Origin of the sequence: Rhodococcus sp. KB6 (assembly GCF_001445685.1) — a bacterium.
Taxonomy (GTDB): Bacteria; Actinomycetota; Actinomycetes; order Mycobacteriales; family Mycobacteriaceae; genus Rhodococcus_F; species Rhodococcus_F qingshengii.
Genome location: NZ_LNAK01000099.1, coordinates 129,918 through 153,631, shown reverse-complemented (window position 1 = coordinate 153,631; position 23,714 = coordinate 129,918). Strand labels below are relative to the sequence as shown.

23 protein-coding genes are annotated in these 23,714 nt (G+C 61.9%); 12 read left to right on the top strand and 11 right to left on the bottom strand.

The window, feature by feature from the left end; all coding sequences use genetic code 11:
- Positions 1–75: 75 nt before the first annotated feature.
- From ASU23_RS34245 to ASU23_RS13340, 3 genes are all read right to left on the bottom strand, one after another.
- The gene (locus tag ASU23_RS34245; protein WP_003944172.1) at positions 76–234 is read right to left on the bottom strand and encodes a hypothetical protein; all 159 of its coding nucleotides are present in this window, start codon (positions 232–234) and stop codon (positions 76–78) included.
- Between the two features lie 144 nt (positions 235–378).
- On the bottom strand, positions 379–1,029 hold the full coding sequence (locus tag ASU23_RS13345) for a sterol desaturase family protein (RefSeq protein WP_003944185.1): 651 nt from the start codon (positions 1,027–1,029) through the stop codon (positions 379–381).
- Positions 1,026–1,748, bottom strand: coding sequence for a FadR/GntR family transcriptional regulator (locus ASU23_RS13340; RefSeq protein ID WP_058038072.1), 723 nt, complete (start codon positions 1,746–1,748; stop codon positions 1,026–1,028). Before ASU23_RS13340 ends, ASU23_RS13345 begins: the two co-directional genes overlap by 4 nt.
- A 166-nt stretch (positions 1,749–1,914) precedes the next feature.
- On the opposite strand from ASU23_RS13340, the gene ASU23_RS13335 reads away from it, so the two are divergent.
- Entirely contained in the window at positions 1,915–2,937 is a 1,023-nt protein-coding gene (locus ASU23_RS13335; protein WP_058038071.1) for an ABC transporter substrate-binding protein, read from the top strand.
- Positions 2,934–3,947, top strand: a complete 1,014-nt coding sequence (locus tag ASU23_RS13330) for an ABC transporter substrate-binding protein (protein WP_058038070.1) — start codon at positions 2,934–2,936, stop codon at positions 3,945–3,947. Before ASU23_RS13335 ends, ASU23_RS13330 begins: the two co-directional genes overlap by 4 nt.
- A 12-nt stretch (positions 3,948–3,959) precedes the next feature.
- On the opposite strand, the gene ASU23_RS13325 is transcribed toward ASU23_RS13330, so the two are convergent.
- From ASU23_RS13325 to ASU23_RS13315, 3 genes are read right to left on the bottom strand one after another with little or no spacing between them, the layout of a single operon-like run.
- Entirely contained in the window at positions 3,960–5,411 is a 1,452-nt protein-coding gene (locus tag ASU23_RS13325) for an amidase (RefSeq protein WP_058038069.1), read from the bottom strand.
- Positions 5,412–5,444: 33 nt separating this feature from the next.
- The gene (locus ASU23_RS13320) at positions 5,445–6,707 is read right to left on the bottom strand and encodes an amidohydrolase (RefSeq protein WP_054188675.1); all 1,263 of its coding nucleotides are present in this window, start codon (positions 6,705–6,707) and stop codon (positions 5,445–5,447) included.
- Between the two features lie 13 nt (positions 6,708–6,720).
- Positions 6,721–7,929: an MFS transporter gene (locus ASU23_RS13315; protein ID WP_047272739.1), complete on the bottom strand. Its 1,209-nt coding sequence runs from the start codon at positions 7,927–7,929 to the stop codon at positions 6,721–6,723.
- Between the two features lie 99 nt (positions 7,930–8,028).
- On the opposite strand from ASU23_RS13315, the gene ASU23_RS13310 reads away from it, so the two are divergent.
- On the top strand, positions 8,029–9,063 hold the full coding sequence (locus ASU23_RS13310) for an Lrp/AsnC family transcriptional regulator (RefSeq protein ID WP_054781284.1): 1,035 nt from the start codon (positions 8,029–8,031) through the stop codon (positions 9,061–9,063).
- A 3-nt stretch (positions 9,064–9,066) separates the two neighbouring features.
- On the opposite strand, the gene ASU23_RS13305 is transcribed toward ASU23_RS13310, so the two are convergent.
- Together ASU23_RS13305 and ASU23_RS13295 are read right to left on the bottom strand one after the other, a co-directional pair.
- Positions 9,067–9,780, bottom strand: coding sequence for a TMEM165/GDT1 family protein (locus ASU23_RS13305; protein WP_007735982.1), 714 nt, complete (start codon positions 9,778–9,780; stop codon positions 9,067–9,069).
- A 294-nt stretch (positions 9,781–10,074) separates the two neighbouring features.
- Positions 10,075–10,602: a hypothetical protein gene (locus ASU23_RS13295; RefSeq protein ID WP_003944138.1), complete on the bottom strand. Its 528-nt coding sequence runs from the start codon at positions 10,600–10,602 to the stop codon at positions 10,075–10,077.
- 165 nt (positions 10,603–10,767) lie between these two features.
- On the opposite strand from ASU23_RS13295, the gene ASU23_RS13290 reads away from it, so the two are divergent.
- The 4 genes from ASU23_RS13290 to ASU23_RS13275 all read left to right on the top strand — a co-directional run bounded on the left by ASU23_RS13290 (position 10,768) and on the right by ASU23_RS13275 (position 15,392).
- Positions 10,768–12,117, top strand: a complete 1,350-nt coding sequence (locus tag ASU23_RS13290; protein WP_003944160.1) for a DUF1254 domain-containing protein — start codon at positions 10,768–10,770, stop codon at positions 12,115–12,117.
- 156 nt (positions 12,118–12,273) lie between these two features.
- Entirely contained in the window at positions 12,274–12,846 is a 573-nt protein-coding gene (locus ASU23_RS13285; protein ID WP_003944155.1) for an HdeD family acid-resistance protein, read from the top strand.
- 4 nt (positions 12,847–12,850) lie between these two features.
- Positions 12,851–13,999 (top strand): AI-2E family transporter, encoded by a 1,149-nt coding sequence (locus tag ASU23_RS13280; RefSeq protein WP_042920602.1) that lies wholly within the window; start codon positions 12,851–12,853, stop codon positions 13,997–13,999.
- Positions 14,000–14,042: 43 nt separating this feature from the next.
- Complete coding sequence (locus tag ASU23_RS13275; protein WP_058038068.1) at positions 14,043–15,392, top strand: hypothetical protein; 1,350 nt, start codon at positions 14,043–14,045, stop codon at positions 15,390–15,392.
- Here ASU23_RS13275 and ASU23_RS13270 read toward each other — a convergent pair.
- Positions 15,389–16,012: a superoxide dismutase gene (locus ASU23_RS13270; protein ID WP_003944189.1), complete on the bottom strand. Its 624-nt coding sequence runs from the start codon at positions 16,010–16,012 to the stop codon at positions 15,389–15,391. The genes ASU23_RS13275 and ASU23_RS13270 overlap by 4 nt on opposite strands.
- 260 nt (positions 16,013–16,272) lie before the next feature.
- Here ASU23_RS13270 and ASU23_RS13265 point away from each other — a divergent pair, with 260 nt between their 5' ends.
- The 3 genes from ASU23_RS13265 (at position 16,273) to ASU23_RS13255 (ending at position 18,811) form a co-directional block, all read left to right on the top strand.
- Entirely contained in the window at positions 16,273–17,451 is a 1,179-nt protein-coding gene (locus tag ASU23_RS13265; RefSeq protein WP_047272742.1) for an acyltransferase, read from the top strand.
- On the top strand, positions 17,390–18,103 hold the full coding sequence (gene msrA / locus ASU23_RS13260; protein ID WP_020905733.1) for a peptide-methionine (S)-S-oxide reductase MsrA: 714 nt from the start codon (positions 17,390–17,392) through the stop codon (positions 18,101–18,103). Before ASU23_RS13265 ends, msrA begins: the two co-directional genes overlap by 62 nt.
- Positions 18,104–18,214: 111 nt before the next feature.
- On the top strand, positions 18,215–18,811 hold the full coding sequence (locus ASU23_RS13255) for a hypothetical protein (RefSeq protein WP_223304488.1): 597 nt from the start codon (positions 18,215–18,217) through the stop codon (positions 18,809–18,811).
- 15 nt (positions 18,812–18,826) lie between these two features.
- On the opposite strand, the gene ASU23_RS13250 is transcribed toward ASU23_RS13255, so the two are convergent.
- The gene (locus tag ASU23_RS13250) at positions 18,827–19,756 is read right to left on the bottom strand and encodes an LLM class F420-dependent oxidoreductase (protein WP_058038067.1); all 930 of its coding nucleotides are present in this window, start codon (positions 19,754–19,756) and stop codon (positions 18,827–18,829) included.
- Between the two features lie 16 nt (positions 19,757–19,772).
- The gene (locus ASU23_RS13245; RefSeq protein ID WP_058038066.1) at positions 19,773–21,554 is read right to left on the bottom strand and encodes a hypothetical protein; all 1,782 of its coding nucleotides are present in this window, start codon (positions 21,552–21,554) and stop codon (positions 19,773–19,775) included.
- A 415-nt stretch (positions 21,555–21,969) separates the two neighbouring features.
- On the opposite strand from ASU23_RS13245, the gene ASU23_RS13240 reads away from it, so the two are divergent.
- Together ASU23_RS13240 and ASU23_RS13235 are read left to right on the top strand one after the other, a co-directional pair.
- Positions 21,970–22,947 (top strand): DUF4328 domain-containing protein, encoded by a 978-nt coding sequence (locus ASU23_RS13240; protein ID WP_058038065.1) that lies wholly within the window; start codon positions 21,970–21,972, stop codon positions 22,945–22,947.
- Positions 22,944–23,708, top strand: a complete 765-nt coding sequence (locus tag ASU23_RS13235) for a glycerophosphodiester phosphodiesterase (RefSeq protein WP_003944175.1) — start codon at positions 22,944–22,946, stop codon at positions 23,706–23,708. Before ASU23_RS13240 ends, ASU23_RS13235 begins: the two co-directional genes overlap by 4 nt.
- The last annotated feature ends 6 nt before the right edge of the window (positions 23,709–23,714 follow it).

Here is a 23,714-nt window from a genome sequence, read left to right as displayed (position 1 = left end):
GCGGAGGCACTCAGGTCGTCCGTCCAGCATATTGGACGGACGATCCCTGAGTGGCGCTATCTGTGGATTGCGGTATCAGCTACCGAAGATCGTCACTGCCTGCTCTGCTGCCTGCGGCGCCTGCTGGAACACTCCCTGTGGGATGAACTGCTGCGGAATGAACTGCTGGGGGCCCAACTGCTGGAAGTTCGTGACCATCGGGTGGATGACGTTGTTGAATACATCGTTGAACATGTGTTGTGTCCTTCGGTTACAGCGTTTTTCGAACTTCTGACTCCATCGACACTAAGCACGGTTCTGACGAGTTTCAACGAAAATTGCTGATACACAGGCAAGTTCAAGTTCATTGCCAGCTGGGGGCCAGGAATCGGTCTTCCTTCACAGCTTGGACGCTGCGCCGTGCAGGTTCTTGGCTGTCGGGGAGGTCTCGACGGATTTGGGGTCGGGATACGTGCCCAGTACGCGATCGGCCGTTCCCGCGGTGGTGACGGTGAACCAGTAGTGTTCGTTCTTGAAGTGGTGGTTGCGGTGATTGCGCCAAACCGACCGGTAGAGAGCAGTTTTCGGCTTGTAGTCACTGTGGATGAGGAAATGTGTCCACTCGTAACCGAGGCCGAGCACGGAAATGAAGGTCAGGAACGTCAGACCGAGTTCGACGCGGGGAAATGCCAGGAGGGCGACGGCTGTCAGAACGGGAATCACGATCAGGAGCGTCTGCCACGGGATGAAGATGAGTGAGACGGTTCGCGGCGCAAAGTGGTGTTCCCGATGGCTGCGCGCCAGCCGTGAATCGAGTGTGACGCCGGCAATGGTTCGTGGCTTCCAATGAAGAACGAAGACGTGAATGATCCACTCCACGAAGGGGAATGCGGCAAGCATCACGAGCGGAACGAGGGCGTCGGTGATCTGCCAGTTGCCCACTGCGATGCGCGCCGCCGCGGCGGCCAGCAGCATGGTGCCGATCATCCACGGCGTCGGTGACTTGCGGAACGTCCGTGCCGCATCGGCGAGAGTAAGAGGCTTGCTCATGGTTTCAGTCCTTCCAGGAAGGTGAGAGCGTCGCCGATTGCCGTCGTGCCGGTGTGAAGGAGCTGTGCGGCTGACGCCTCGGCAGTTGGCTCGTCGTTTGAAGTGATGGCGGAGGCCAGTTTTCGATACAGGTCGGTCTGGCCGACTTCGGCGACCATGACGGATGCAAGTGCAGTCATAGCCGGCTCGTATGCAGCCCGAAGGCTGTTGAAGATCAAACGGAAGGCAATGGAATCTGCGCTGTCGACGACGACGTCCCAGAACGCCAGAGCGCGGTCTTGCAACTCCACTGGATCTTCGGTGGCGCCTAGTTGATCAACGGCCGTGTCGAGTTCTCGGGCGGATTCCGCGGAGATGCGACGGGCGGCCAGCACAGCGATCTGCGGTCCCATCAACTCGCGAGTTTCCAGCACGCTGCGCACCACGCTCAGGTCGGGGACGCCGTCGCGCACCAGCAGCTGGGGGAGAAGTTCGGGTCCGGCCTGGCGTCGAAAATCGCGCACCGACGTGGACTCGCCCTGGCGGACCTCGACGAGTCCGGCCTGGGCGAGCTTCTGAATTGCCTCGCGGACTGCGGGCCGCGAGACGCCGAATGCCTCGGCGAGCTTGCGCTCGCTGGGTAGTGCCTCACCCGCAGCCAGCTCTCCGGCCAGCACTTTCACCGATATCTGATCGAAGACTGCGCCGGAGGCCGAGGTACGTGCAACGGGTTGGAACATGTACCGACCGTAATCCGCTTCTCGGTAAGAGGTCAAGTGGTAATACCAGTTCAACGATTGGAGGCTTGGCGCGAAAGAGATATGTCTTGGCCAAGAGGCTTCACCGTAACGGCGCAGGTGAGAGTAATTTTAGGTAGCCCTAATTCGGATAACCGTCAGGAAACCCATGACATCGCTCCTGTTACCGACTCCAGATACCGATGCAGAGTTCGCTCGCATCACCGCTGCCCTGACTCGACGCGGCTTTCTCGGCGGAAGTGCCGCCGCGCTGTCCACACTTGCTCTCGTCGGATGCAGTAGTGGGGAGGGCGGGGACGGTGCGGACGACGCAACTCGTACTGTGCAGACGCACTACGGATCCGTGGATGTTCCCGTCGATCCGCAGCGCATCGTCGCCGTCTCATACAACACCCCGTGGCAGTTGCAAGCCGTCGGCGCCCGACCCGTGGCGACGCTCGACTACAGCGCTTACATCGACCAGTTCACCCCGACACAGCAGAAGTTCATCGACGGCTTGTCCACGGTGGGGGTTTTCCTCGAGGTCAACCGCGAAGCCGTCGTGGCTGCCGCGCCTGATCTCATTGTCGGCGATGCGTACGAGATCGACGAGGACATGTTCCGCGAGCTCTCGAAAATTGCTCCGACAGCGGTGTATTCGGGCACGAACCGATCGGATTGGCGCGCTGTCGCCGAGGGTGTCGCAGACGCGGTCAACAAGGGTTCGGCATTGACGTCGAATCGCGAGAAGTATCAGGCGATGCAAGAGCGAATCCGCACCGAATACGCCGCGCAGCTTGGCGACAATCGTTGGGCCCAGGTTGCTATCGGTGGTTCGGAAGGGCTCTTCTCCATCCTGTATCCAACCGGAGTGACCGGCGCGATGCTCGCCGACCTGAACGTGACCCGCGGCGAATTCATCCCGGACCTGCGCCCAGCCACCGGCTTCGAAGCCTTCCCGCTCGAACAACTCGAAATGCTGCGGGACGTCACCGTCGTCATCTACCCGAAGCAGCCGAACGGAACTGATTCTGCAGGAATGAAATCCGTCTTCGCCAGCCCGCTGTGGGGCCGCATTCCGGCAGCAGCTTCGGGCCGGGTATTCGGAATCAGCACTCAGGTCACCGACTACGGCACTGCAATCAACTGGCTCAACGAACTCGAAACCGGCGCTTTGGAGGCACTTTCATGACATCACTTCTATTGCCCAGCGCTGACACCGATGCCGAATTCGCTCGCATCACCGCAGCACTTACCCGACGCGGTTTCCTCGGAGCCGGTGCCTTGGCGGGGATCGGATTGCTCACGGCCTGTGGAACCAGCTCCGGTGAATCGGCCGAGGGTTCGATGCGCACCATCAACACGGCTCTGGGGCAGGTGGAAGTGCCCACCAACCCGCAACGGGTGGTCTGCGCCGATTACTACACGGGCCCCGCGATGTTCGACGCCGGGTTCACACCGGTCGGATTGCCGGTCGACTACGAGAACGCCGACGGCGTCCCGGAACCCTATGCGTCCGCTCTGCGGTCTCTCCCGAAGGTGGGACGCTGGTACGAGCCCAACGCCGAGGCGATAGCGGCTTTGTCTCCCGACCTGATCGTGATGACCAACCTGCTGTCGGAGAACAACCCGGATCTTTACGAGCAGATCCGGTCGATCGCACCGACCGCGGTTTTTGCCGAAGACGGGCAGTACGCATGGAAGGAGCGCGCCTTCGGAGTCGCGGACGCGCTGAACCAGAGCGCGAAGGTTCAAGAGTTGGCAGATCGGTACGAGGCGCGGATCGCCAAGTTCCGCAGCGACAACGCTGATGTGCTGAGCAAGGTGAAGGTCGTCTACACCACGTACTTCGAGGAGAGTGGTTTCTCGCTGTACTCGCCGACCAAGTATCAGACGACGGTCATCAGCGAGGCCGGGTTCCAGTTCAACGACCGTTCGCTCGCAATTCCCGCCGGCAGCAACGAGTGGTTCCCGAAGGAGCAGTTGGAGCTACTCGACGAGGCCGACGTCATCATCACCAACAGTGGCAAGGGCCCCATCAACGAGAAGTTGGCGAACGACACCATCTTCCAGCGTCTGCGCGCCGTCAAGAATGATCAGGTGTACTCGTTCGACTACGAGGGCGTCGCGTCCTTCGGTTGGGCCCTGACATTCCTCGAGCAGTTCCAGCCGATTGCTGAGGAGATCAGAGCCAAGCTCTGATCTCCTCAGCAATCAAGAGGACGCCGGCGTCACCACATTCAGCTTCGGTTGATGCTGGTCGGTGTATGCCCACGGGCGGATCTTCTCCAGTGCTTTGCCGATCCGGAACACGGTCGGTTCGTCGTACGTATGGCCGACGATCTGGACGCCCGTGGGAACGCCGTTGTGTGCGTGTCCACTCGGCACCGCCAATACGGGGCACCGATTGGCGACGTTGAACGGCAATGTGAGAAGTGCTTCGGCGGTGGTGTTCACGTGCTGACCCGCCACAGTGAGGCCGTCGAGCAAAGACTCGCCTGCCGGGAAGGCGATGGTGCCCGAAGTCGGGCAGATCAGCGCATCGAAGGGAGCCATCGCCTCGGCGAGCTCTCGTTGCATTTGGGTTTCCTTGCGAAGGCCGTCCAGAAATGACATTTCCGCAGCGCCCTTCGACGTGATCGCGACGTTGTCGAGCGTGTAGTCGGCAAGAAGATCACCGTGGACGCGAGCAACTTCCGCGACGGATGCACCCATGATCGTTCCGAAATGGACTTTCACCGCTGCTGCCATCGAATCACGAGTCCACGGCAACTCGATCTCCTCGACGATCGCGCCGGCATCGACCAACGACTGTGCGAGAGCCCGGGTGTTCGCCTCGATGTCAGGCTCGATGGGGAAGTCACCGAGCCGCAGGCACAGGGCAATTCGCATTCCCTCGACCGACGGGTACTCGTGTGGCAGCGCGATCGCCGGCCTCAGGGAAGAATGGTCACGCGGATCCGGCCCGATCAGAACGTTGGTCAAAAGAATTGCGTCGTCGACAGTTCGGGCCATCGGACCGTCGCCACGGTAGGAATCCATGGACAGCGGGGCGACCCCGGCGATACGCCCGTACGAGGCCTTGAGACCGACGGTGCCGGTAAAGCCTGCCGGGCCTCGCGTCGACCCGCCGATGTCGGATGCTGTTGCCAGAGTAGTAGTTCCGGCGGCCAGTGCGGCGCCGGCTCCGCCGGATGAGCCGCCGGGACTGTAATCGAGGTTCCAGGGATTGCGGGTCACGCCCCACAAAGGAGAGTGTGTGAACGCCGCGACGCAGAATTCCGGTGTCGTCGTGCGTGCGTGAATCAGGCCGCCTGCTGCCAGAACTCGGTCGATCACCGGTGCGTTCTCGCGGGCGATGTTGCCGCGTCCCGCCAGCGAACCTTCGGTCAGAGACTTTCCCGCAATGGCATGTTTTTCCTTGGCAGCTACCGGAATTCCCTCCAACGGTCGAGGTTCGGGTCCGTGGCCGAGGTATCGGCTCTCGGCTTCCCGGGCGCCGGCGAGGGCCTCGTCGAACATCTCTTCGGTGAAGGCATTGATGTGAGGTTCGAAATTCTGTGTCCGGTCGATGATTGCCTGTAGCAGTTCGACCGGAGACAATTCTCGCGCGCGAAAGTGAGCAATGGCTTCGGTGGCGCTGAGGTAGTGCAGTTCGTCTGACATGACGTTATCTCCCTGGGTAAGTCTGTGTGAGGATCACGCGCTCCGCGCAAGGGCTCCCAGTGCAGCTGCGGTCATGGCCGTGACACCTTCGGGTAGGGCAGCGGCGGGATCGGGGGCGAAGCGCGGTGAATGATTGGACGGCGTGCCGGGTGGTATCCGTCCCTCGGCGAGCGCGGCAAGGGCGGTTCCGTCGAAACTCTGCAGTGCCGTTCCGCCGAAATGCCAGAACACGGAGGGGCATTGGGCGGCGGTGCCGAAGATTCCGAAGTCCTCGCTACCTGAAAGTGGTTGTGACAGAGTGTGCATTCCCAAGCCGGCCTGTCGCAGGTCGGACATCACTGTGGACGTGGCGTCCGGAGTGTTGACTGTGGCCGGAAAGCCGTTGTACGCATGAACGTCCGGCGTCTCGACGGCGCCGGCTCCGTCCGCTTCTGCGCGGGCTATCCGGCGCACCGATTCGAGCATGTTTTCTCGTGACGTTGCGCTGAAAGTCCTCAGGCTGAGCAGTAGTTCGGCTTCATCGGCGATGATGTTCGCAGCCGTGCCGGCGTGCAAGGCTCCCACCGTGAGCACAGGTGCTGTCGGGGTTGCCGCTTCATGAGCGACCAGACTTTGAATGCGCAGCGCGAAAGACGCTGCCATCAACAAAGGGTCGATGCATGCGTACGGTGAGGACGCGTGTCCACCACGGCCGTGAAAGACCACTCGTATCGTGTCGGATGCTGCCATCAAGATGTCGGGTTTGCTGACCAACATCCCCGCAGGAGTCGGGCCCACGTGCTGTCCCAGGCAGAGGTCCGGTCGTGGGAAGCGGTCGAAGATTCCGTCGTCGACCATCGCACGAGCGCCGGAGCCGGTCTCCTCAGCAGGCTGGAAGACCGCGACAACAGTCCCGGTGATCGATGTCGGATCCGCGGAAAGTGCTGCGCACGTGGCAAGTAGCGCGGTTACGTGGACATCGTGGCCACACGCATGCATGACTCCATCAGTTCTGGAGGCGTAGGACAGCCCGGTGTCTTCTGCCACCGGCAACGCGTCCATGTCGGCGCGTAGCAGAATCACCGGACCGCTGCTCCCTTCGAGAACACCGACGACACCCGTACCGCCGACCCCGACCGTGACGTCCCAGCCGCCGATTCGCCGAAGTTCCTCGGCAACAATTGCGGCGGTGCGAGTTTCGTCGCCGGACAACTCGGGGTGTGCGTGTAGGTCGCGGTAGAGCTCGAACCAGTGCGGCTCGACGGTTCGCAACCGCGACGGGTCTCCGAACTCGAGATTCGAAAGCAGTTGATTCATGGTTGATCTTCTTTCAGTTGGCGGTTTTCAGTTGCACCAGGTTCAGCATCTTTTCTCGGGTTTGTGGTGCTGCCATGACCGCGACGATCGCCACGACGGGCCCGAGTGCGAGCGATACGAACGCCGCTGACCAGGAGAGATGGTCCACGATGAATCCGAATACAAGCGGTGCGACTATTCCGGCGACCATGCCGCCGAAAATGATCATCGACGAGGCGGCCCCGACCACCGAAGAAGGCAGAGCCCGCAGGGGCAGTGCAAAACACGGCATGAAAGCGAAAGAGGCAGCGGCAGATCCGAGGGTGACGAGAACGACGAACAAGGCCGTGTTGGAGACGAAAGGAATCGAAACGAGCATCACGATGCACGCGAGCATGGACGGCACCACGACGACACGACTGTTGCCAGCCAGCCGATCGGAGATTCGCCCGCCGATGACGGTGGTCACGGCGGCCACCACGGTAGCCGGAATCAGAAGGAGGCTTGCACTCGAGAGGGCGATTCCACGTTCGTCATGGAGGTAGGACGGAACCCACGACGACATCCCCCAGATCACGAAGTCGTATCCGAAGAACATCAAGGCGAAGAGCCACATCGCGCGGGAGCGAAGTACGGTGCGCATGTTGTCCCAGGAGGAATCCGGACCGTGGTCGTTCTCCGCCGGAAGTGCCGGCGGGAGCCACAACTTGATGCTGACGAGCGAGAGTACGCCGAGCGCCGCGACGGCCAGAAACATTCCACGCCAGCCGATCAACGGGAGAAGTGCTGCCGCAACAACGATGGCAAGAAGCGTACCGACGGCGTTGGAACTGTTCATCCATCCTGTGGCAGTGGCACGTTGCTCCGGGATGCTCCGCTCGGCAACGAGCTTTACTGCAGCTGCCGGAAACACTCCCTGCGCGAGACCGAAGAGAAAGCGAACAACCAGAAGCGTCCCGAACGACCAGGCAAGGGCAGTGAGGCCGGTGAAGGCACTCCACGCCACCAACCCGATCAGAGCCATCCGGACTGCGCCGTATCGATCGGCGAGCAGTCCACCAGGCAGTTGGGCCAGCGTGTATGCAATGAAGAACGTGGAGATGATCAATCCACGCTGGGAGTAGTCGAGATCGAACTCCTCACCGAGCAAGGGGAGAGCGAGGTTGATCGCCAGCCGATCTATGTAGTCGATCGCGTACGCGACGAACAGCAACGCGACCGTGACTTTGGTGGAGCGAAGCACTGGGCCTCCAAGTGGTGAACCTGTGAAGTGATTCACACATCTTTGGCAAACAGGCAGGGATCACCGACCAGAATGCAGTAATCCGGCAATACTGGGCCGATGAAGCCGGAATCCGACGCATTTGTCATCGCGGAATCTGATCTGGAGATCATCAATGCACTTCAGCTCAACCCCCGCGCGTCGTGGACGCAGTTGTCGTCAGTGCTCGACATGGATTCGACGACGATCGCCCGCCGGTGGCGTCGCCTCGTTTCGAACGGTCATTCGTGGGTCAACGCGGTCGCAATCGGTCGAACCCACATATTCGGCTATCTCCTGATCAGGACCACACAGGATTCCGTTGCCGACGTGGGGGAGCTGTTACGTCAACTCTCCTGTGCCTATCTGTTGGCCAGGACGGAAGGCGAGTACGAATATTTCGTCGGAGTCGTGGCCGCCGACCACAAGAGTTTGGACGCTTTGGTGTGTGAGCACCTTGCCGCCGATCCTGGAATTCTGTCGATCAGAAGCCGGGTCGGGGTGAAGGTGTACCGGGACGGGTTCAGCTGGGAGCCGGGCGCTCTGGGGCAAGCGGGTCGGGCTCAGCTGGCAACGGCATCGACAAAGGGCGCTGCGGTGCCGGCAGATCCGACAGAGTTCCGCGAGTCCGACGGTGCCCTGTTGGAGGCGCTCGGCCGTGACGGACGTGCCAGCTATGCGCGTCTCGCCGCGATTTGTGGAACGAACGAGACTGCGATTCGACGGCGCTTGGCCCAACTGACTGCGTCGCAACAGTTGATTTTCCGCTGCGATGTCTCGCAACAGGCCGTCGGTTCACCGTTCGAAGTGATCTTCGACGTCGCTGTGGACGGTTCCACCGACGAACTCGGCAATCTTGTGTCGAGTTGGCCGGAGATCAGATTGTTGGTAGCGACCACCGGAACAGCGAACATGTTGATCAGCGTGTGGCTGAGCAGCCTCGCGCAGAGTCTTGTCGTCGAGGATCGCCTCCGTCGAATCGGTAGTGTGCGGATCCTTGATCGACGTGTCTCGTTGTACCCGATGAAGCGATTCGGACAGCTGCTCGGACCGAGCGGAGTGGCAGAAGGTCATGTGCCGGTCGCGATTTGGGGTGCCGGAGACCTTCTTCGCTGAGCGTCAGTCGATCGGCGTCCGATTGTCGTCGACGAGGTGCGTAGCGGAGTCGGTCGCACGGGAGCGCTTCCAGATCATCCGAGCCAGTGCACCCAGCACGGACACGGCCAGGACAACGCCACCGCCGATGATGCCGGCCGACGAGTCCGGGAAGATGCCCTCGAGCAGCAGCCAGATACCGAAGACGAAGAACAGCACCGCGGCGCCGATCTTGATGAATCCGTCCGGAAGGTGCTTGCCCAGCACCGAGCCGACGATGATGGCGAGAGCGTCGGCCGCCACCATGCCTACCGTCGACCCGATCCAGACGCCGATCCAGTCGTTGTCGGTGGCAAGGGTGATGGTGGCGAGCATGGTCTTGTCGCCGAGTTCTGCCAGGAAGAAGGCCGAGGCGACGGCGATGAAGGCGGATCGCGTGACGCGACCGGCCTTGTTCTGCTCGTCGTCGGTGAGATCGTCACCGCGCAAGGTCCAGAGGCCGAAGATCAGGAAAGCGATACCGCCGACGATGGAAATCGCCGCGGTGGGGAGGGCGACGCCCAGGTAGTGGCCGACGGCGACCGAGACGAGGTGAACAAGGGTGGTGGCGACGGTGATTCCGCCGAGGACGACCCACCAGCGATAGCGCAAGGCAAACGTCATTGCCATCAGTTGCGACTTGTCACCGAGTTCTGCGACGAAAATGACGCCGAAACTCAAAAGTATTGCGGCAAGCAAGATTTACTCCTCCGGTCGGTGTAGGTCGGAGGAAAAATGCGAGCCTCCGGCCTGGGCAGGCGCAGTGGGTGCGCTTGTCCGGCCGAAGGTCTCGCCCACCGAGGCCACAAGACCTTCGGTTCGCCAGGCCGGGTGCTTCGCGATCCGCACCAGGCGGAGCGCGTCGAACCAGTATGTCGACACGGGCGATTGGGGGCTACTCCCCTTCGTTGCTGCCCACGTTAGCGCGCCTGAAACGAATTGGCAAAGCGCACAGCAAGTTTGGGAGTCCGAACTTATCGCTTACCGGGGCCGTCACGAGGCGAGGAGCATGGCCAAAACAGCGGTGTCGGGATCGCTGATCGGATCGATGCCGACACGACTGATCATGGAGACGACTGTGCCGTCCGGCTCAGCCTCGACCCACGCCGCACGATGCTCCAAACCCAGATAGGGAAGGCCTGGCAGCAGTACACACCCCGACGCGCTGCCCTCGCATTCCGGCAGGCTGGGCGTGGTTTCCGACGGTGGGTGCAGCATGATCAGCGCCGGTGGCTGATGGTCGGAGAAACGGCCGGGTGTCAAGGCGAAATCGCCGAGTACCGGACCTTCGGCAACCACCAGACCGACGGTGCCCGGCTGCGGATCTTCGGGAACGTCTTCACGGACCCCGAAGACCGTCGTGGTCGGCAACAAACCTGGCATCGAGGCCACGCGGACAGCCAATGCGAGAAGCTGCGCCCACTCCTGGGTGGTGTCCGGCCAACGACCGGAAATGACGAACCCCTGCAAAGACCCAGCGGCTTGGAACGGAGAAATGCCTATTGCTTCGTTTCTGTTCATTTCTGTTCCTCCCTCGGTGCTGGGGCAAATCTCGGGCAGACGCGCATGCGTCGGTCCGGCACACCTCGTTGGGTAATCGAAATATGCACCCATTCGGTACTGGCACACAAGAGAGGGAGAGTGCCAGCCAGGTTTGCGCTGGTGAGGGCGGTGGTATGCGCAGACATGACTCTGTCGAAGAACCGTTCTCGGCTGGAAGACCTGGCAACGCAGGCGTGGATCTTCGGATATCCCCTGTTGATTGCTGCGGTATCGCGGGATGTCATGACGGCGGTGCCTTCGCCGGTGGCGATGAAAGCCCCGCTCAACCAGTTCGCATACGCGCGTACGACGCCGGATGCGACCTTCACCGATGTCGTCTCACCCAACGCGGACACTCTCTACTCGTCGGGGTGGCTGGACGTCTCGACGGAACCGCAGGTGCTCTCACTGCCGGACTTCGGCACGCGGTACTGGCTGGTCCCCATCCTCGACGCGTGGAGCGACGTGTTCACGGTTCCGGGATCTCGGACAGTCGGGCGGACCGGGGGACCGTACCTGGTGGCCGGGCCGAATTGGAAAGGCAACGTGCCCAAGGGTTTGACGCTGCTGCGGTCTCCGACGGCGATGAACTGGATAGTCGCCCGCTACGCGACGTCGGGGGGAACCGACCTGGCAGAAGTGCACAGCCTGCAGGACCGGACGCGACTCACTCCTCTGTCGGAGTGGACGGGTGACCCGCAGGACTACACGCCTGGTGAAATGCCGGTGAACCCTGCCGTCGACACGCGGACGCCGCCGGTGGACCAGGTGGCCGCCATGGACGGCGAGGCATTCTTCACCAGACTCGACGCACTTCTCGACGACAATCCTCCGCGTCCGGAGGACACCGAGATGATGAAACAACTGTCCGACATAGGAATCGGCTCCTCCTTGCCCTGGAGGTCGCGTCCGCAGGAGGTACGTGATGCCCTCGATAGAGCTGCGCGAACCGGTATGGACGTGCTGAGCGAGATCGCCGAAGAGGCCGAGGGCAGTCCGAAGAACGGCTGGACGATGCACCGCGGCTTGGGACACTACGGAACCCATTACGCTCAGCGGGCTCTGATCGTCTGGCTCGGTTTCGGGGCCAATCTCGACGCTGATGCCGTGTACCCGCATGCCACGACGGACGTCGACGGGAAGCCGCTGACCGGGGCGAAGAAGTACGTCCTGCACTTCGAGAAGGACGAGCTGCCACCGGTCGAGGGCTTCTGGTCGCTCACGATGATGAACGAGCGGCAGTTCTTTGTGGACAACCCGATCGACCGATACGCGATTGGCGATCGCAGCGATCTGGTGTTTGCCGACGACGGTTCCCTCGACATCTATCTTCAGCACGAATCCCCTGGTGGTGAGAAGGAGCGGAACTGGCTGCCGGCTCCGTCCGGCGACTTCAACGTCTTTCTGCGCCTGTACTGGCCGAAGGCTGCAGTGCTGTCGGGATCGTGGACTGCGCCCGGTATTCGAGAAGCAAGTATTCGAGAAGCAGGCTGAAAGTCCCCTCGCTTCGTACCCGAAGAGCACAACTCGGTATCAGCCGCGCGTTTCGATGGGCGGAAAGGTCACAAGAGTCATACGATCTGTCGGTACTGCCCTGTTTGAAGAGCTGTTGAATCGGTCAGAGACACCCGCTTGTTTCGGAGGCTACTGATGGTCACGCAGAATCCGTTCGTGCAGTACGGCAAAGAGATCTGGTGGATGATCCTGATCCGCGGAATCTTCGGCGTGATCTTCGGAATCATCGCGCTCGTGTGGCCGGGAATTACCGTGGTGGCCTTGGTTTTCCTGTTCGGTATCTACTCCATCGCCGACGGATTGATCACGATAGTTCGCGCCATCCGGGACCGCGAGCATCTGAGCTCGTGGGGTTGGTGGGTGTTCACGGGCGTCGTCTCGGTCGGAGCCGGCATCGTCGCGCTGGTCTGGCCGGGCATCACTGCGCTGGTGCTGCTGTACATAATTGCCTTCTACGCCATCATGTTCGGAATCTTCGGAATTGTCGGCGCCTTCAAGATGAAGGCGCTGCCCGGATCCAGTTGGGGATGGTTGCTCGCCGCATCGGTGCTTGCTGTCATCTTCGGCATCATTCTTCTCATCGCGCCCGGCGAAGGCATCATCAGCCTCATCTGGTTGTTGGGTTGGTACGCAATCCTGTTCGGCCTCTTCATGATCGTGGGAGCATTCCAGATCAGGAGCCGGGCAAAGGAAGCCGGTGTTCTCTAAGCCGGTGTTCTCTAAGAAGGGAAAGCCGGCCGTCGAGGCTCCCACTCCGATCCCCACGCTGTCCGGTAGTGAGAACTGGTCGATCCCGCGCGGTTTGATCGTCCTGCTCGGTATTGCCGCCACCGTGGTCGCCGTCGGCGGAATGAAGGTGTTCGGCGGCATCCTCGGACCGGTATTCCTGGCCCTGGTGCTGACGATTGCCGTTCAGCCCATTCAGGATTGGTCACAGCGCCGAGGGTGGCCCAAGTGGGTCGGGATGTTGGGCTCACTGGTCACCGTGTACTTGATCCTGCTCGGGTTGGCGGCGTCGTTGATCGTGTCGACGGCTCAGTTGGCGACGATCCTGCCGCAGTACTCCGAGGAGATGACCAACCTCCTCAACGAGGGCCGCGACAAGTTGGCCGACTTCGGCGTGAGCACCGAACAGATCCAAAGCACGCTCAGCAGTGTCGATCTCACGAAGGTTGTGGGCGTACTCGAAAGCGGGCTGGAGGGCCTGCTCGGCATCCTGTCGGATCTGGTGTTCATTCTCGCGTTGTTGCTGTTCATGGCCTTCGACGGCATGAGCATCCGCTCGCGGTTGCATGTGCTGTCCGAGCAACGTCCCGAAATCTCCTACGCGCTCTCCACCTTTGCCGCCGGAACTCGCAAATACCTGGTGGTCTCGACGGTCTTCGGCCTCATCGTGGCGGTACTCGACGGTGGCGCGCTGTGGCTCATGGGCATTCAGCTGCCCGTCCTGTGGGCGTTGCTGTCCTTCATCACCAACTACATCCCCAACATCGGGTTCGTCATCGGCGTGATTCCACCGGCGCTCCTGGGACTGTTGCAGGGCGGGCCGTGGCTGATGCTGTGGGTGATCGTCGTCTACTCCGTCATCAACTTCGTGATCCAGTCCATCATCCAACCCAAGTTCGTCGGCGACGCCGTCGGACTGTCGGTGACGATGACGTTCCTCTCACTTGTCTTCTGGTCGTGGGTTCTCGGGGCGCTCGGAGCGCTGCTGGCGATCCCGCTCTCGTTGTTGGTGAAGGCCGTCCTGCTCGACATCGACCCAGCCACGCGCTGGGCCGACATCCTGATCAGTGGGCCTCGGGACATGCCGAAGGAGGAACCCGAGGAGTCTGAGAAGCCGGCCACGCCCGCAGACTAGGGCTCTCAGTGTTTCTACAAGTTGTTGCTTTATCGTCTCGCCCATGAGCGCCGAGAACACCACAGAAAACTCCCATCGCCGGCCGTCACGACTCGGTCGACGGCTGGCAGTCGGTGGTGTGGCCGCGATCGTCGCGGCTGCGGTGGCGGGGATCGGGTTCGTGATCTTCGCGGGCGGTGCCGACACCTCGAACACCGTCGCGATCGTGAACGCCGACGCGGGAACCACGCTCGACGGCAAGGAACTTCGGGCCGGCGACACGCTGGTGGACACGTTGGGCAAGAACGAAGACTTCGACTTCCAGGTGGTCGACAACCCCGGCGGGAACTACTTCGCGACGTTGACCGTGCCGGAGGACTTCAGCGAAACCGTCGCGTCGATGTTCGGCATGGATCCACGGCAGGCGAGCGTCGACCTCGAGGTGAAGGGCTCGGATTCGGAGAAGGCGGCCGAGTTGACTCGGGCCGTGTCGGCGCAGGTCGGCGCGGACGGCATCAAGGGCCTGCTGGCTCAGACGTCGGCCGCCAGACGCTCGATCGATCAAAACCTCACCACCGCACAGATTCTGGTCGCCGGAACCAACGAGGCCGGAAAGTCCATCGATCAGGTGAAAGCAGGCGCAGGCACTCTGCTGCCGTACCTCGAGACCGCACGGTCCGGGGCGTTGGAGCTGATGAGCGTCGCGGATCAGGTGTCCGGTGTTGTCGATCAGGCGTCGGGGTCGGCGGAAGAGCTGGCCACGCGCGCGGACTCACTGGGCCTGACGCTTGGGGAGGCGTCGTCCTCGACCGCGGAACTGAAGACACGAATCGACACGCTGCAGACTGCGCTGAACGGCCTTCCTATCCCGCCTGACGTGACAGCGCAACTGGCCGGTGTCAGTTCGGATCTCGGTGCGCTGAATGCGCAATTGGGCACCGTTCCGGCGCTGTTGGGTGGCTCGGTCGGGCCCGATACGGAGCTCGGTGATCTAGTCCGCACCGCTGTCGGGCAGCTGCAAGGCGCGAGCGATCAACTGAGCAGTGCTGCCGGACAATTGAACGACGGCCTCATTCCCATCGCTGATCAGGCGCCGCAGATGCTCGGTGACGTGACCGATCAGATCACCCAGGGATTCACGACGCTGCAAGGAATCGCCAAGTCACTGGTCACGGGCCTCGACGGCGCAAAATCCGGTATCCCCGCGATGACCACCCCGCAGCAGGTTCAGCTGACCTCGGTGCTGTCGGATCCGGTGGCCGTGAATCAGACCACCGCGAGCAGCGGTGACTCCGGAACTCGCACACTGGCATTGGTCTTCGGAGCCACGACGGTCCTGCTCGGTGGTGCTCTGCTGACACGAACGGCGGCGCCCCTGGTGAGGCGCCGCCGTTCGCAAGAAGAGCGTGACTAGACGATCAGACCTGCGGTCTGGGTACGTGCACGGTCGAAGCGAGCCGAAACGTCGTTCCAGTTGACGATGTTCCAGAATGCCTTGACGTAGTCGCCCTTGACGTTCTGGTAGTCGAGGTAGAAAGCGTGCTCCCACATGTCGAGGAGCAGCAGCGGCGTGAGGCCGATGGAGATGTTGCCCTGCTGATCGTAGAGCTGGACGATGATCAGACGCTGTCCGATCGAGTCCCACGCGAGGATGGACCAGCCGGAGCCCTGGATGGCGTTGGCGTTCGCGGAGAAGTGAGCGCGGAAGAGATCGAACGAACCGAAGTTGTCGTCGATCGCTGCGGCGAGTTCACCTTCGGGCTTGTCGCCACCGTCAGCGCTGAGGTTGTTCCAGAAAACGGTGTGGTTGGTGTGGCCACCGAGGTGGAACGCCAGGTTCTTCTCGAGCAGGTTGGCCTGCGCTGCGATGGTGTCGTTCTCACGAGCCTCGGCCAGCTTCTCGAGTGCAGCGTTGGCACCGGCAACGTAAGCCGCGTGGTGCTTGTCGTGATGCAGCTCCATGATCTTGCCCGAGATGTGCGGCTCGAGGGCTGCGTAGTCGTAGGGGAGTTCCGGCAGCGTGTAAACAGACACGAGGGTCCCTTCTTTGCGGGCTGGTGAGCCCTGGTGCTTTAGAGTGCGTCGATCACCGGTCACGGCGTGACGTCACTCGCGTATGTGCAAATCATTCTTCGGGTTTCCACCCAATAACATTCGTACACCGTCCGCAACAGTCCGGCTCAGGTAGTAATCACCAAAGAATAAAGTTTGGGAAACCGAACTTGCCCCGATCTAAGGGTAAGCTAATATGCGCAAATTCGTCGTAAAGGTGAACGGAACCTTAAACTTGCGCGATGCCCGCACCAGTTTTCCTCCCGGAATCACCAGAGGCGGCCGCGCCTCGGGTGAATCTTCCGGGCGCTGACCTGCTGCGAGCCCTGGCGGTTGCCGCCGTGATCTACTCCCACATCTCTTTCTACGTCATCGACGATCTCGGCTCGGGTTGGTGGGTGATCGACGTCGTCTACGGCGTTTTGATCGAGCCTGCCGAACTCAACCAGCACCTCTCTTTTGTCGGCGTCGCAGTATTCATGATGCTTACCGGTGCTCTGGTGACGCGATCCGCGATTCGCGACGGCCCCGGAAAGTTCTTGACCAACCGATTCAGTCGACTGCTGCCCGCATTCTGGGTGGCGACCGCGATTGCCATTCTTCTGGTCCGCCTCGGAATCAACGGAATGTTCAGCGGTCAGGAAGGTATTTCCGATACCGAAGCGTTGATGAGCTTTTTTCTCGGCGGATTCTTTCTCAAGCCCGAGGTGGCAGTTCTGGGAGTGACCTGGACACTCACCGTCCAATTCCTCTTTTATCTCGCATGCGTAGCGGCTCGCCCGATACTGCGGCTGCGACCGATCGTCATGCCGCTCGCCGGTGGTGCGCTGTGCTCGCTGGTGCTGCTCTACAACGTCTACGCGCCGCTGCCGTACACCGTGCCGATGCTGTCCAAGATCGCCGCGACGCTGCCGGCCGTCTTCCTCGGCCAGATCATGTACCTCGCGTGGGCGAAGCTCGCTCCCGGCCGCTGGCTGATCGCGGCCGTCCTCGTCCAGATGCACGTCATCATCGTGGCGACCCAGTTCCGCGTCTACTGGGCCGGTGAGCACTATCTGTGGACCATTTCGGTAGTCGCCGCAGCGGTAGTTCTCATCGGCCGCTACGACGGCGTCCCGACGCGCTGGCCGGTCGTGAAGTGGCTCTCGACGCGTAGTTACGTCATCTATCTCGTGCACACCCTGATCCTGTACCGCGTCGTCGAGAACACTGTTTTGTACGTCGGACCGACGCTGGCGTTTGCGCTCTTCCTTCTGGCCACGGCCGCGGTAGCAGAAATCGGCTACCGGTGGGTGGAGCTGCCCGGCGCCCGCGCGATCACGGCGTGGCGAAACAGTCGCTCGCGCGTAGCATCGAAGCATGAGCTGGTACGACGACATTCTGGGACGAGCGTCCGCAAAATCCACGCTGATCGCGCCTGAGGACGCACTCCCGGGCCGAGAGCAGAAAATGCCGGTTCCGACCGCGCACTACGTCAACGGGCATCCGTTGACGCCGCCGTTTCCGGCCGAACTGCAGACCGTCGTCGTAGGGATGGGTTGTTTCTGGGGCGCCGAGAAGGAGTTCTGGCAGCTTCCCGGCGTGTACACGACCGCTGCGGGTTATGCGGGCGGCTTCACGCCCAACCCGACGTACGAAGAGACGTGCTCCGGACGTACGGGTCACACCGAAGTCGTGCTGGTGGTCTTCGATCCCGCAGTGATCTCCTACGAGCAGATCCTGGCGCACTTCTGGGAGAACCACGATCCGACGCAGGGGATGCGTCAGGGTAACGACCAGGGCTCGCAGTACCGTTCGGCGATCTTCACGACGTCCGCGGAGCAGGAAGAAATCGCTCATGCGTCGGCCGTCGCTTTCGGTGAACGGCTTGCCGAAGCCGGATATGGAGCGATCACCACCGAAATCGGCCCGCTGCGCGACTTCTTCTACGCGGAGGATTACCACCAGCAGTATCTGGCGAAGAATCCCGGCGGTTACTGCCCGGTGCATGCCACGGGCGTCAGTTGCCCGGTCGGATTGCTCCGTCAGGATCAGGTTCCGGCGCAGACGGACATCCTTCCGCCGAGCGAATAACTGGACAGGTGTTGGAGGACACATGTGATTCAGCTCGTTAACACTTGCAACTAGATCGAAACAAAGGGAATCTCGATGTAAGAGTGTGTCGTCGAGAGAACTGAGCTCACAATGTCAGGTAGTACGCGAGGAACTGCGTCGCTGCTCCGACGCACCATTCATGTAGGCCACGATCCGATGGTTCGCCGCAGTGATCGGATCGAAGGGTTCATGTCCTTCGGTCTGATCATTTTCGCGATTCTTCTGCTGCCTCTCGCGGTATGGGCAGGGGCTGCGACTGCTTCGAGTCAGAACGCACTGATCGCCAAACAATCCGCCGAATTACACAGCATTTCGGCGACGACGACAGCAGATTCGACGCAGACCACCGCCTCGACAGCCGATTACATTGCGCCGACCACCGAAATGGCCAGCGCGCAGTGGAACTGGAACGGCCAGGTTCATACGGGTGATGTCACTGTCGACTCGGCGACGCCCGCCGGCACCGAGGTCCCCATCTACGTCAATGATCAGGGCGACAAGACCGTAGCTCCGATCACTCAGAGCGCTGCCGACGTCGCAGCCGTGGTGACCGGGGTTTTCACCTGGTTCAGCGTGATGTCGCTGCTGGTCATCGCTTTCATGCTGGTGCGCGTCTTTCTCGACCGTTCCCGCTCGGCCCAGTGGGACCGAGACCTACGCGCGTTCCTCGACGCGAACGCGCTGTAGATCCCGGCCCATTCTTTACTGCAGTTGGGGCATGACCTCGCTTGCGACGAGTTCGAGATGATCCAGATCGGCGAGATCGAGAGTCTGCAGATACACGCGCTGTGAACCGGCCTCGGCGAAAGTGCCGATCTTGTCGACCAGCTCCGAAGGTGTTCCGGCCAGACCGTTCTCACGTAGCTCGTCGACGTCGCGTCCGATAGCCTCGGCGCGCTTCTTGATCTCCGCCTCGTCGCGGCCGCAGCACAGGACGAGAGCGTTGGAGTACACCAATTCGTTCGGATCGCGCTCGTGCTCGACGCAAGCCTGACGAACCCGCGCAAAGATGTCCTTCGTTTCCTCGAGGGACTTGAACGGGATGTTGAACTCGTTTGCGAACCGAGCGGCGAGCGCTGGAGTCTTCTTCTTGCCCGTGCCACCGATCAGGATCGGCGGACCGTCGACCTGGTGCGGTTTGGGAAGCGCGGGAGAGTTCTTGATCTGCACGTGCTTACCGTCGTAGTCGAACGTGTCGCCGACCGTAGTACGCCACAGACCGGTCACGACGTCGAGAGTTTCCTCGAGCAGTTCGAAGCGATCCTTGAGCGCCGGGAACGGGATGCCGTACGCCTGGTGCTCTTCCTCGTACCAGCCGGCACCGATGCCGAGGTCTACGCGGCCACCACTCATCTGATCGACCTGTGCGACCGAGATGGCCAGCGGTCCGGCGTGACGGAACGTAGCCGACGTCACCAGAGTGCCGAGGCGGATGGTGGATGTTTCGCGGGCGATTCCGGCGAGCGTGATCCACGCGTCGGTGGGCCCGGGAAGGCCGTCGGAATTCATGGCGAGATAGTGGTCCGAGCGGAAAAATGCGCCGTAGCCAAGTTTTTCGGCGGTCTGGGCAACAGTCAGTAGTTGTTCGTAGGTAGCGCCCTGCTGGGGTTCGGTGAATATACGCAGCTCCATGACTTCCACTCTGCCACTATTTTGCGGAGGTCGGGACGACGGCACCGACTTGTCCGGCGCCGAAACACAGCGTAAGTCCCGGCGTTGTCGGCGTGATCTTCACACTGTTTCCGTGGCCGACCAGGCGCACGAATGCCGAGTGCAAACCCTGCGTCACGGGTACCGATACTGCGTCACCGGACTCCAACGCAACATCGATCGTTCCGTCGGCGCTGGCGAGGTAATTGAGCTGAACCGTCCATTCCCAGCCGGCCAGGGGGCCGTCGAGGGGGAGCTCGGTCGGGCCTTCGGCACGGGTGCCGCAGTTCGGCGCCGTTCCTTCGGGAATCCTTCTCGTCCAGGTCACTTCGGCATCGACGATCTGACCGCTGTCGTCGATGGTGCGCAGAATCGGAGTGCTGGAAGAGAATTCGGGGCGATCAGGCAGCGGCGCGAGAACGTTGCTTGCCAAATTGTTCGGAAAGGCGACGGGAAGGAGCACTTCGATCGCGACGGGTTGCTCGAGCAGTGGAGCATCCTGATTCTGTGACAACGACATTCGCGCGTTCGCGAGGTAGTCGCGGGTCGGGTTCTCGCGCCAGATGTCGACGAACGTGACGGTCGAGACGAGCGAACTGATCACGAAGAGCACTGACAGGCCGGCGGCGACTGCGACGGGCAAACGGGCCGGACGTCGCCGAGGCGCAGCGAGAATAAGAGCGGCGGCGAGGGCGAACACCGTCGCCGAATCCGTGAAGTAACGCAAGGTCTGCGCCAACTCGTAAGTGGTGTCGGCGTCGGATCGGGTAGCGGTCATCGCCACCACGGAGGCCAGGAAGTACAGCGCCGCGGCAGCCCAGATCCAGGCAGCGCCGCGTCGGGCACGCACTGTCATCACGGCCGTCGTCAGCAGCGCGGCCCAGGCTGCGACCACCAAAAGCGTCGGCGGATCGGCCCAGGCGGGGCTGGGGATCCACCGCTCCCAGCGCCAGGGGCCGCCGAGAAGAGTGGGAAGCATCCCCAAAGACGTTCCGTGATGCAGCAGTTCGGTGGACATCGAACGGCCGTATCCGGTGATCGGAGATTCGACAGTTGTCAGATACACCGGAATCCAGATCGCGAGCACGGCGGCGCAGGCCGTCCACAGGCGTCGGCACTTCGTGACCGCACTTCGTATCGGCGTTCCTTCACCTTGTGTGCGCAAGTACAGCACCAGAAAAGCGAGTGCCACGAACGGAACGAGCACTGCTTTCTCGAAGAACAGCAAGGAGACGACAAAAACCGCGGTGCCCGAGAACACGTAGCGCACCTGCCCGGTGCGGTACAGCTTGATCGCGTCGCCGCATGCCCAGGCCAGCGCGATCTGGAGCGGCAATGCATTGAGCGCGGCTGCCCACCACGAGAACGCCGGAAGTGTCAGCGGGACGAACAGATACAGGAGCAGCGGAATCAACAGTGCCGGTCGCCGGCCGAGGACCAACCGAAGAGTGCGCAGAAGCGCCAACGACGCGGCGGCCTGACCGATGACGAGCAGCGTTGCCGACAGCGCCCAGTTGTACGGCGCGATACGGGCGATCAACCCGATGAAGAAGAAGGCCGCGGGCATGAAGTGACCGTCGTGGTCGTAGAGCAGGAGTTCGCTCGCGAAGAGTGGGAAGCGTCCTCCGCGGCCCATCAGGATGAGGTCGTCCCAGTAGAAGTAATTGCTCGCGGCAACCCAGACGCGAATGACGAGCTGACATCCGATCAACACGAACGCGAGCTGCGTGACCCGTCTCGGGGTGAACGTCAGAGTTGGCTCGGGCTGTGGAGAAGTCATCGACGGTCATGCTTCCAGGTGTGTCAAAAACCGACTTCTCACAAAAAGGGGATACCGGTCTTTTCTGTCTTTTCGGGAGCAATTTCTGAATGGATTGTGAACTTTGCCGGGATAAATGACGTCGACGCCCGAAAGTTCACTGACCTGCGGTGTCAAATTCATCCTCGAGCCTGTGCATCGTTCGCTAACACCTGTCAGCAAATTCTCAGGGTCTTGCCCGTGACCTGTGGATAAAGCCCGATTCATTCATCCAGAACTGTGGATGAACCTGTGGAAACTGTGGATAACTCGAGTTTTTAAGTGGCGGAGGTCACATTATTCGAACAATGCAGGTGAACGCGGTGGAGGTTCGATCACAAATCGGGAGTGAATCCATTTGCTGCCGTTACCGATACGGCGTGACAGAATCGAAGTTGTGAGTGTCGTTCAGGTCTGCGCCCGGTGCGCCGCACGCTGGCCTGTCGTCGGCGGCCCGACGCAGTGGTGCCCGCGCTGCAGCGGCGTCCTGCTGATCCCCACCCGCACCGAGATCTACCAACCGCCCAACCGCCGTGGCTTCCGCTGGATCGCGCGCTCCCCGTCCGACCCCCGCGGCGTGGGGGACGCACCAGTGCGTCGTAGCTTCTCCACTCCGCGCTACGACGCTGTCCCGCAGTGGGGACTCCAGGACGTCGTCGACAACTCACCGGTGCCGCCCTCGCGAGCGGACCGGATGGCCGACCGAGTCGGGCCGTTGCTGACGCTCGCAACGATCCTCTACGGACTGGCAGTGTTCGCCGAACTGGGCAGATACGCGATCCTGGTCCGCAACCGCACCAGGCTGATCCCGCAGCCGCTGCTCACGGTCTCCGACGCCGCCGTGTACTTCACTCAGTTGGGTGGACTGCTGATCTCGGTCTTCGCGGCAATCGCCGCTGTGTGCTGGCTGCTTCGTCGGCGTCGTGAACACTTCGCAGGTGCCCGGGAATCCGATCCACGCACAGCGTCGGAAGTTGTCGTCGGCTGCGCTGTGCCGATCCTCAACCTGGTGATGCCGGCCGTTTATCTCTTCGAGTTGGTCCGCCGCGATCCGCGCGGAACCCTGTTGGTCAAGATCTGGTGGGGCTTCTGGGCATTCAGCGCTCTGCTGCTGGTGGTCAACGCGTACTGGCGATCACGCCCGGGGATTCAGGCAATGGCCGACGGGGTTCTGCTGAACGCTTTCATCGCACTGATCGCTGCCGTCACCGCGGCGTTGACACTCGTCGTGATCCGCCGGATCGAGCGCAAGAGCTGGCGCGGTGAACCGGAATCGGAAACCCGGTGGGTGCCAGTGCCGCGCTCGGTGCTGGAAGAAAAGACGGTGCTGGAAGAGAAGACGGTGCTGGAGGAGAAGGAGACCGCTGCCCTGTGAGCCCAGATCGTCGAGGTCCACTCGTCGTTGCGCACCGAGGTGCGTCGGCTGCGCGGCCGGAGCACACCCTCGCCGCCTACGAACTGGCCCTCGAGGAGGGTGCCGACGGGCTCGAATGCGACGTCCGGCTCACCCGCGACGGACACCTGGTCTGCGTTCACGACCGCAAGGTCGACCGCACCTCCAGCGGGACGGGGATCGTCAGCGAGATGACGCTCGATTCGCTGAACGCTCTGGACTACGGGTCGACGAGCGAACCGGCCGAACTGCTGACTCTCTCCGACCTCATCACCCTCGCTCTGGATTTTGCGCGCCCGGTGAAGCTGTTCATCGAGACCAAGCACCCCGTGAGGTTCGGCGGATTGGTCGAAGCCAAACTCCTGGCGGAACTGCACCGCTTCGGGATCGCGTCACCGCCGTCGGCCGATCACTCGCGCGCTGTCGTCATGTCTTTCTCGGCGAGTGCGGTCTGGCGAGTGCGTCGTTCGGCACCGCTGCTGCCGACGGTCCTGCTCGGTGACGCGTCGCGGTACCTCGGCGGCGGTGCGTCGACGGCTGTGGGCGCTACGGCGATCGGGCCGTCGATCAAGGCACTGCGCGAACATCCCGATCTGGTCGATCGGGCCGCTGCTGCGGGTCGCGCGACGTACTGCTGGACCGTCGACGACAAGGCGGATGTGGACCTGTGTCGTGAGCTCGGGGTCAGTTGGGTTGCCACCAACCATCCCGGGCGCACGAAGCAATGGCTGGGCAGCGTGTAGATTTTG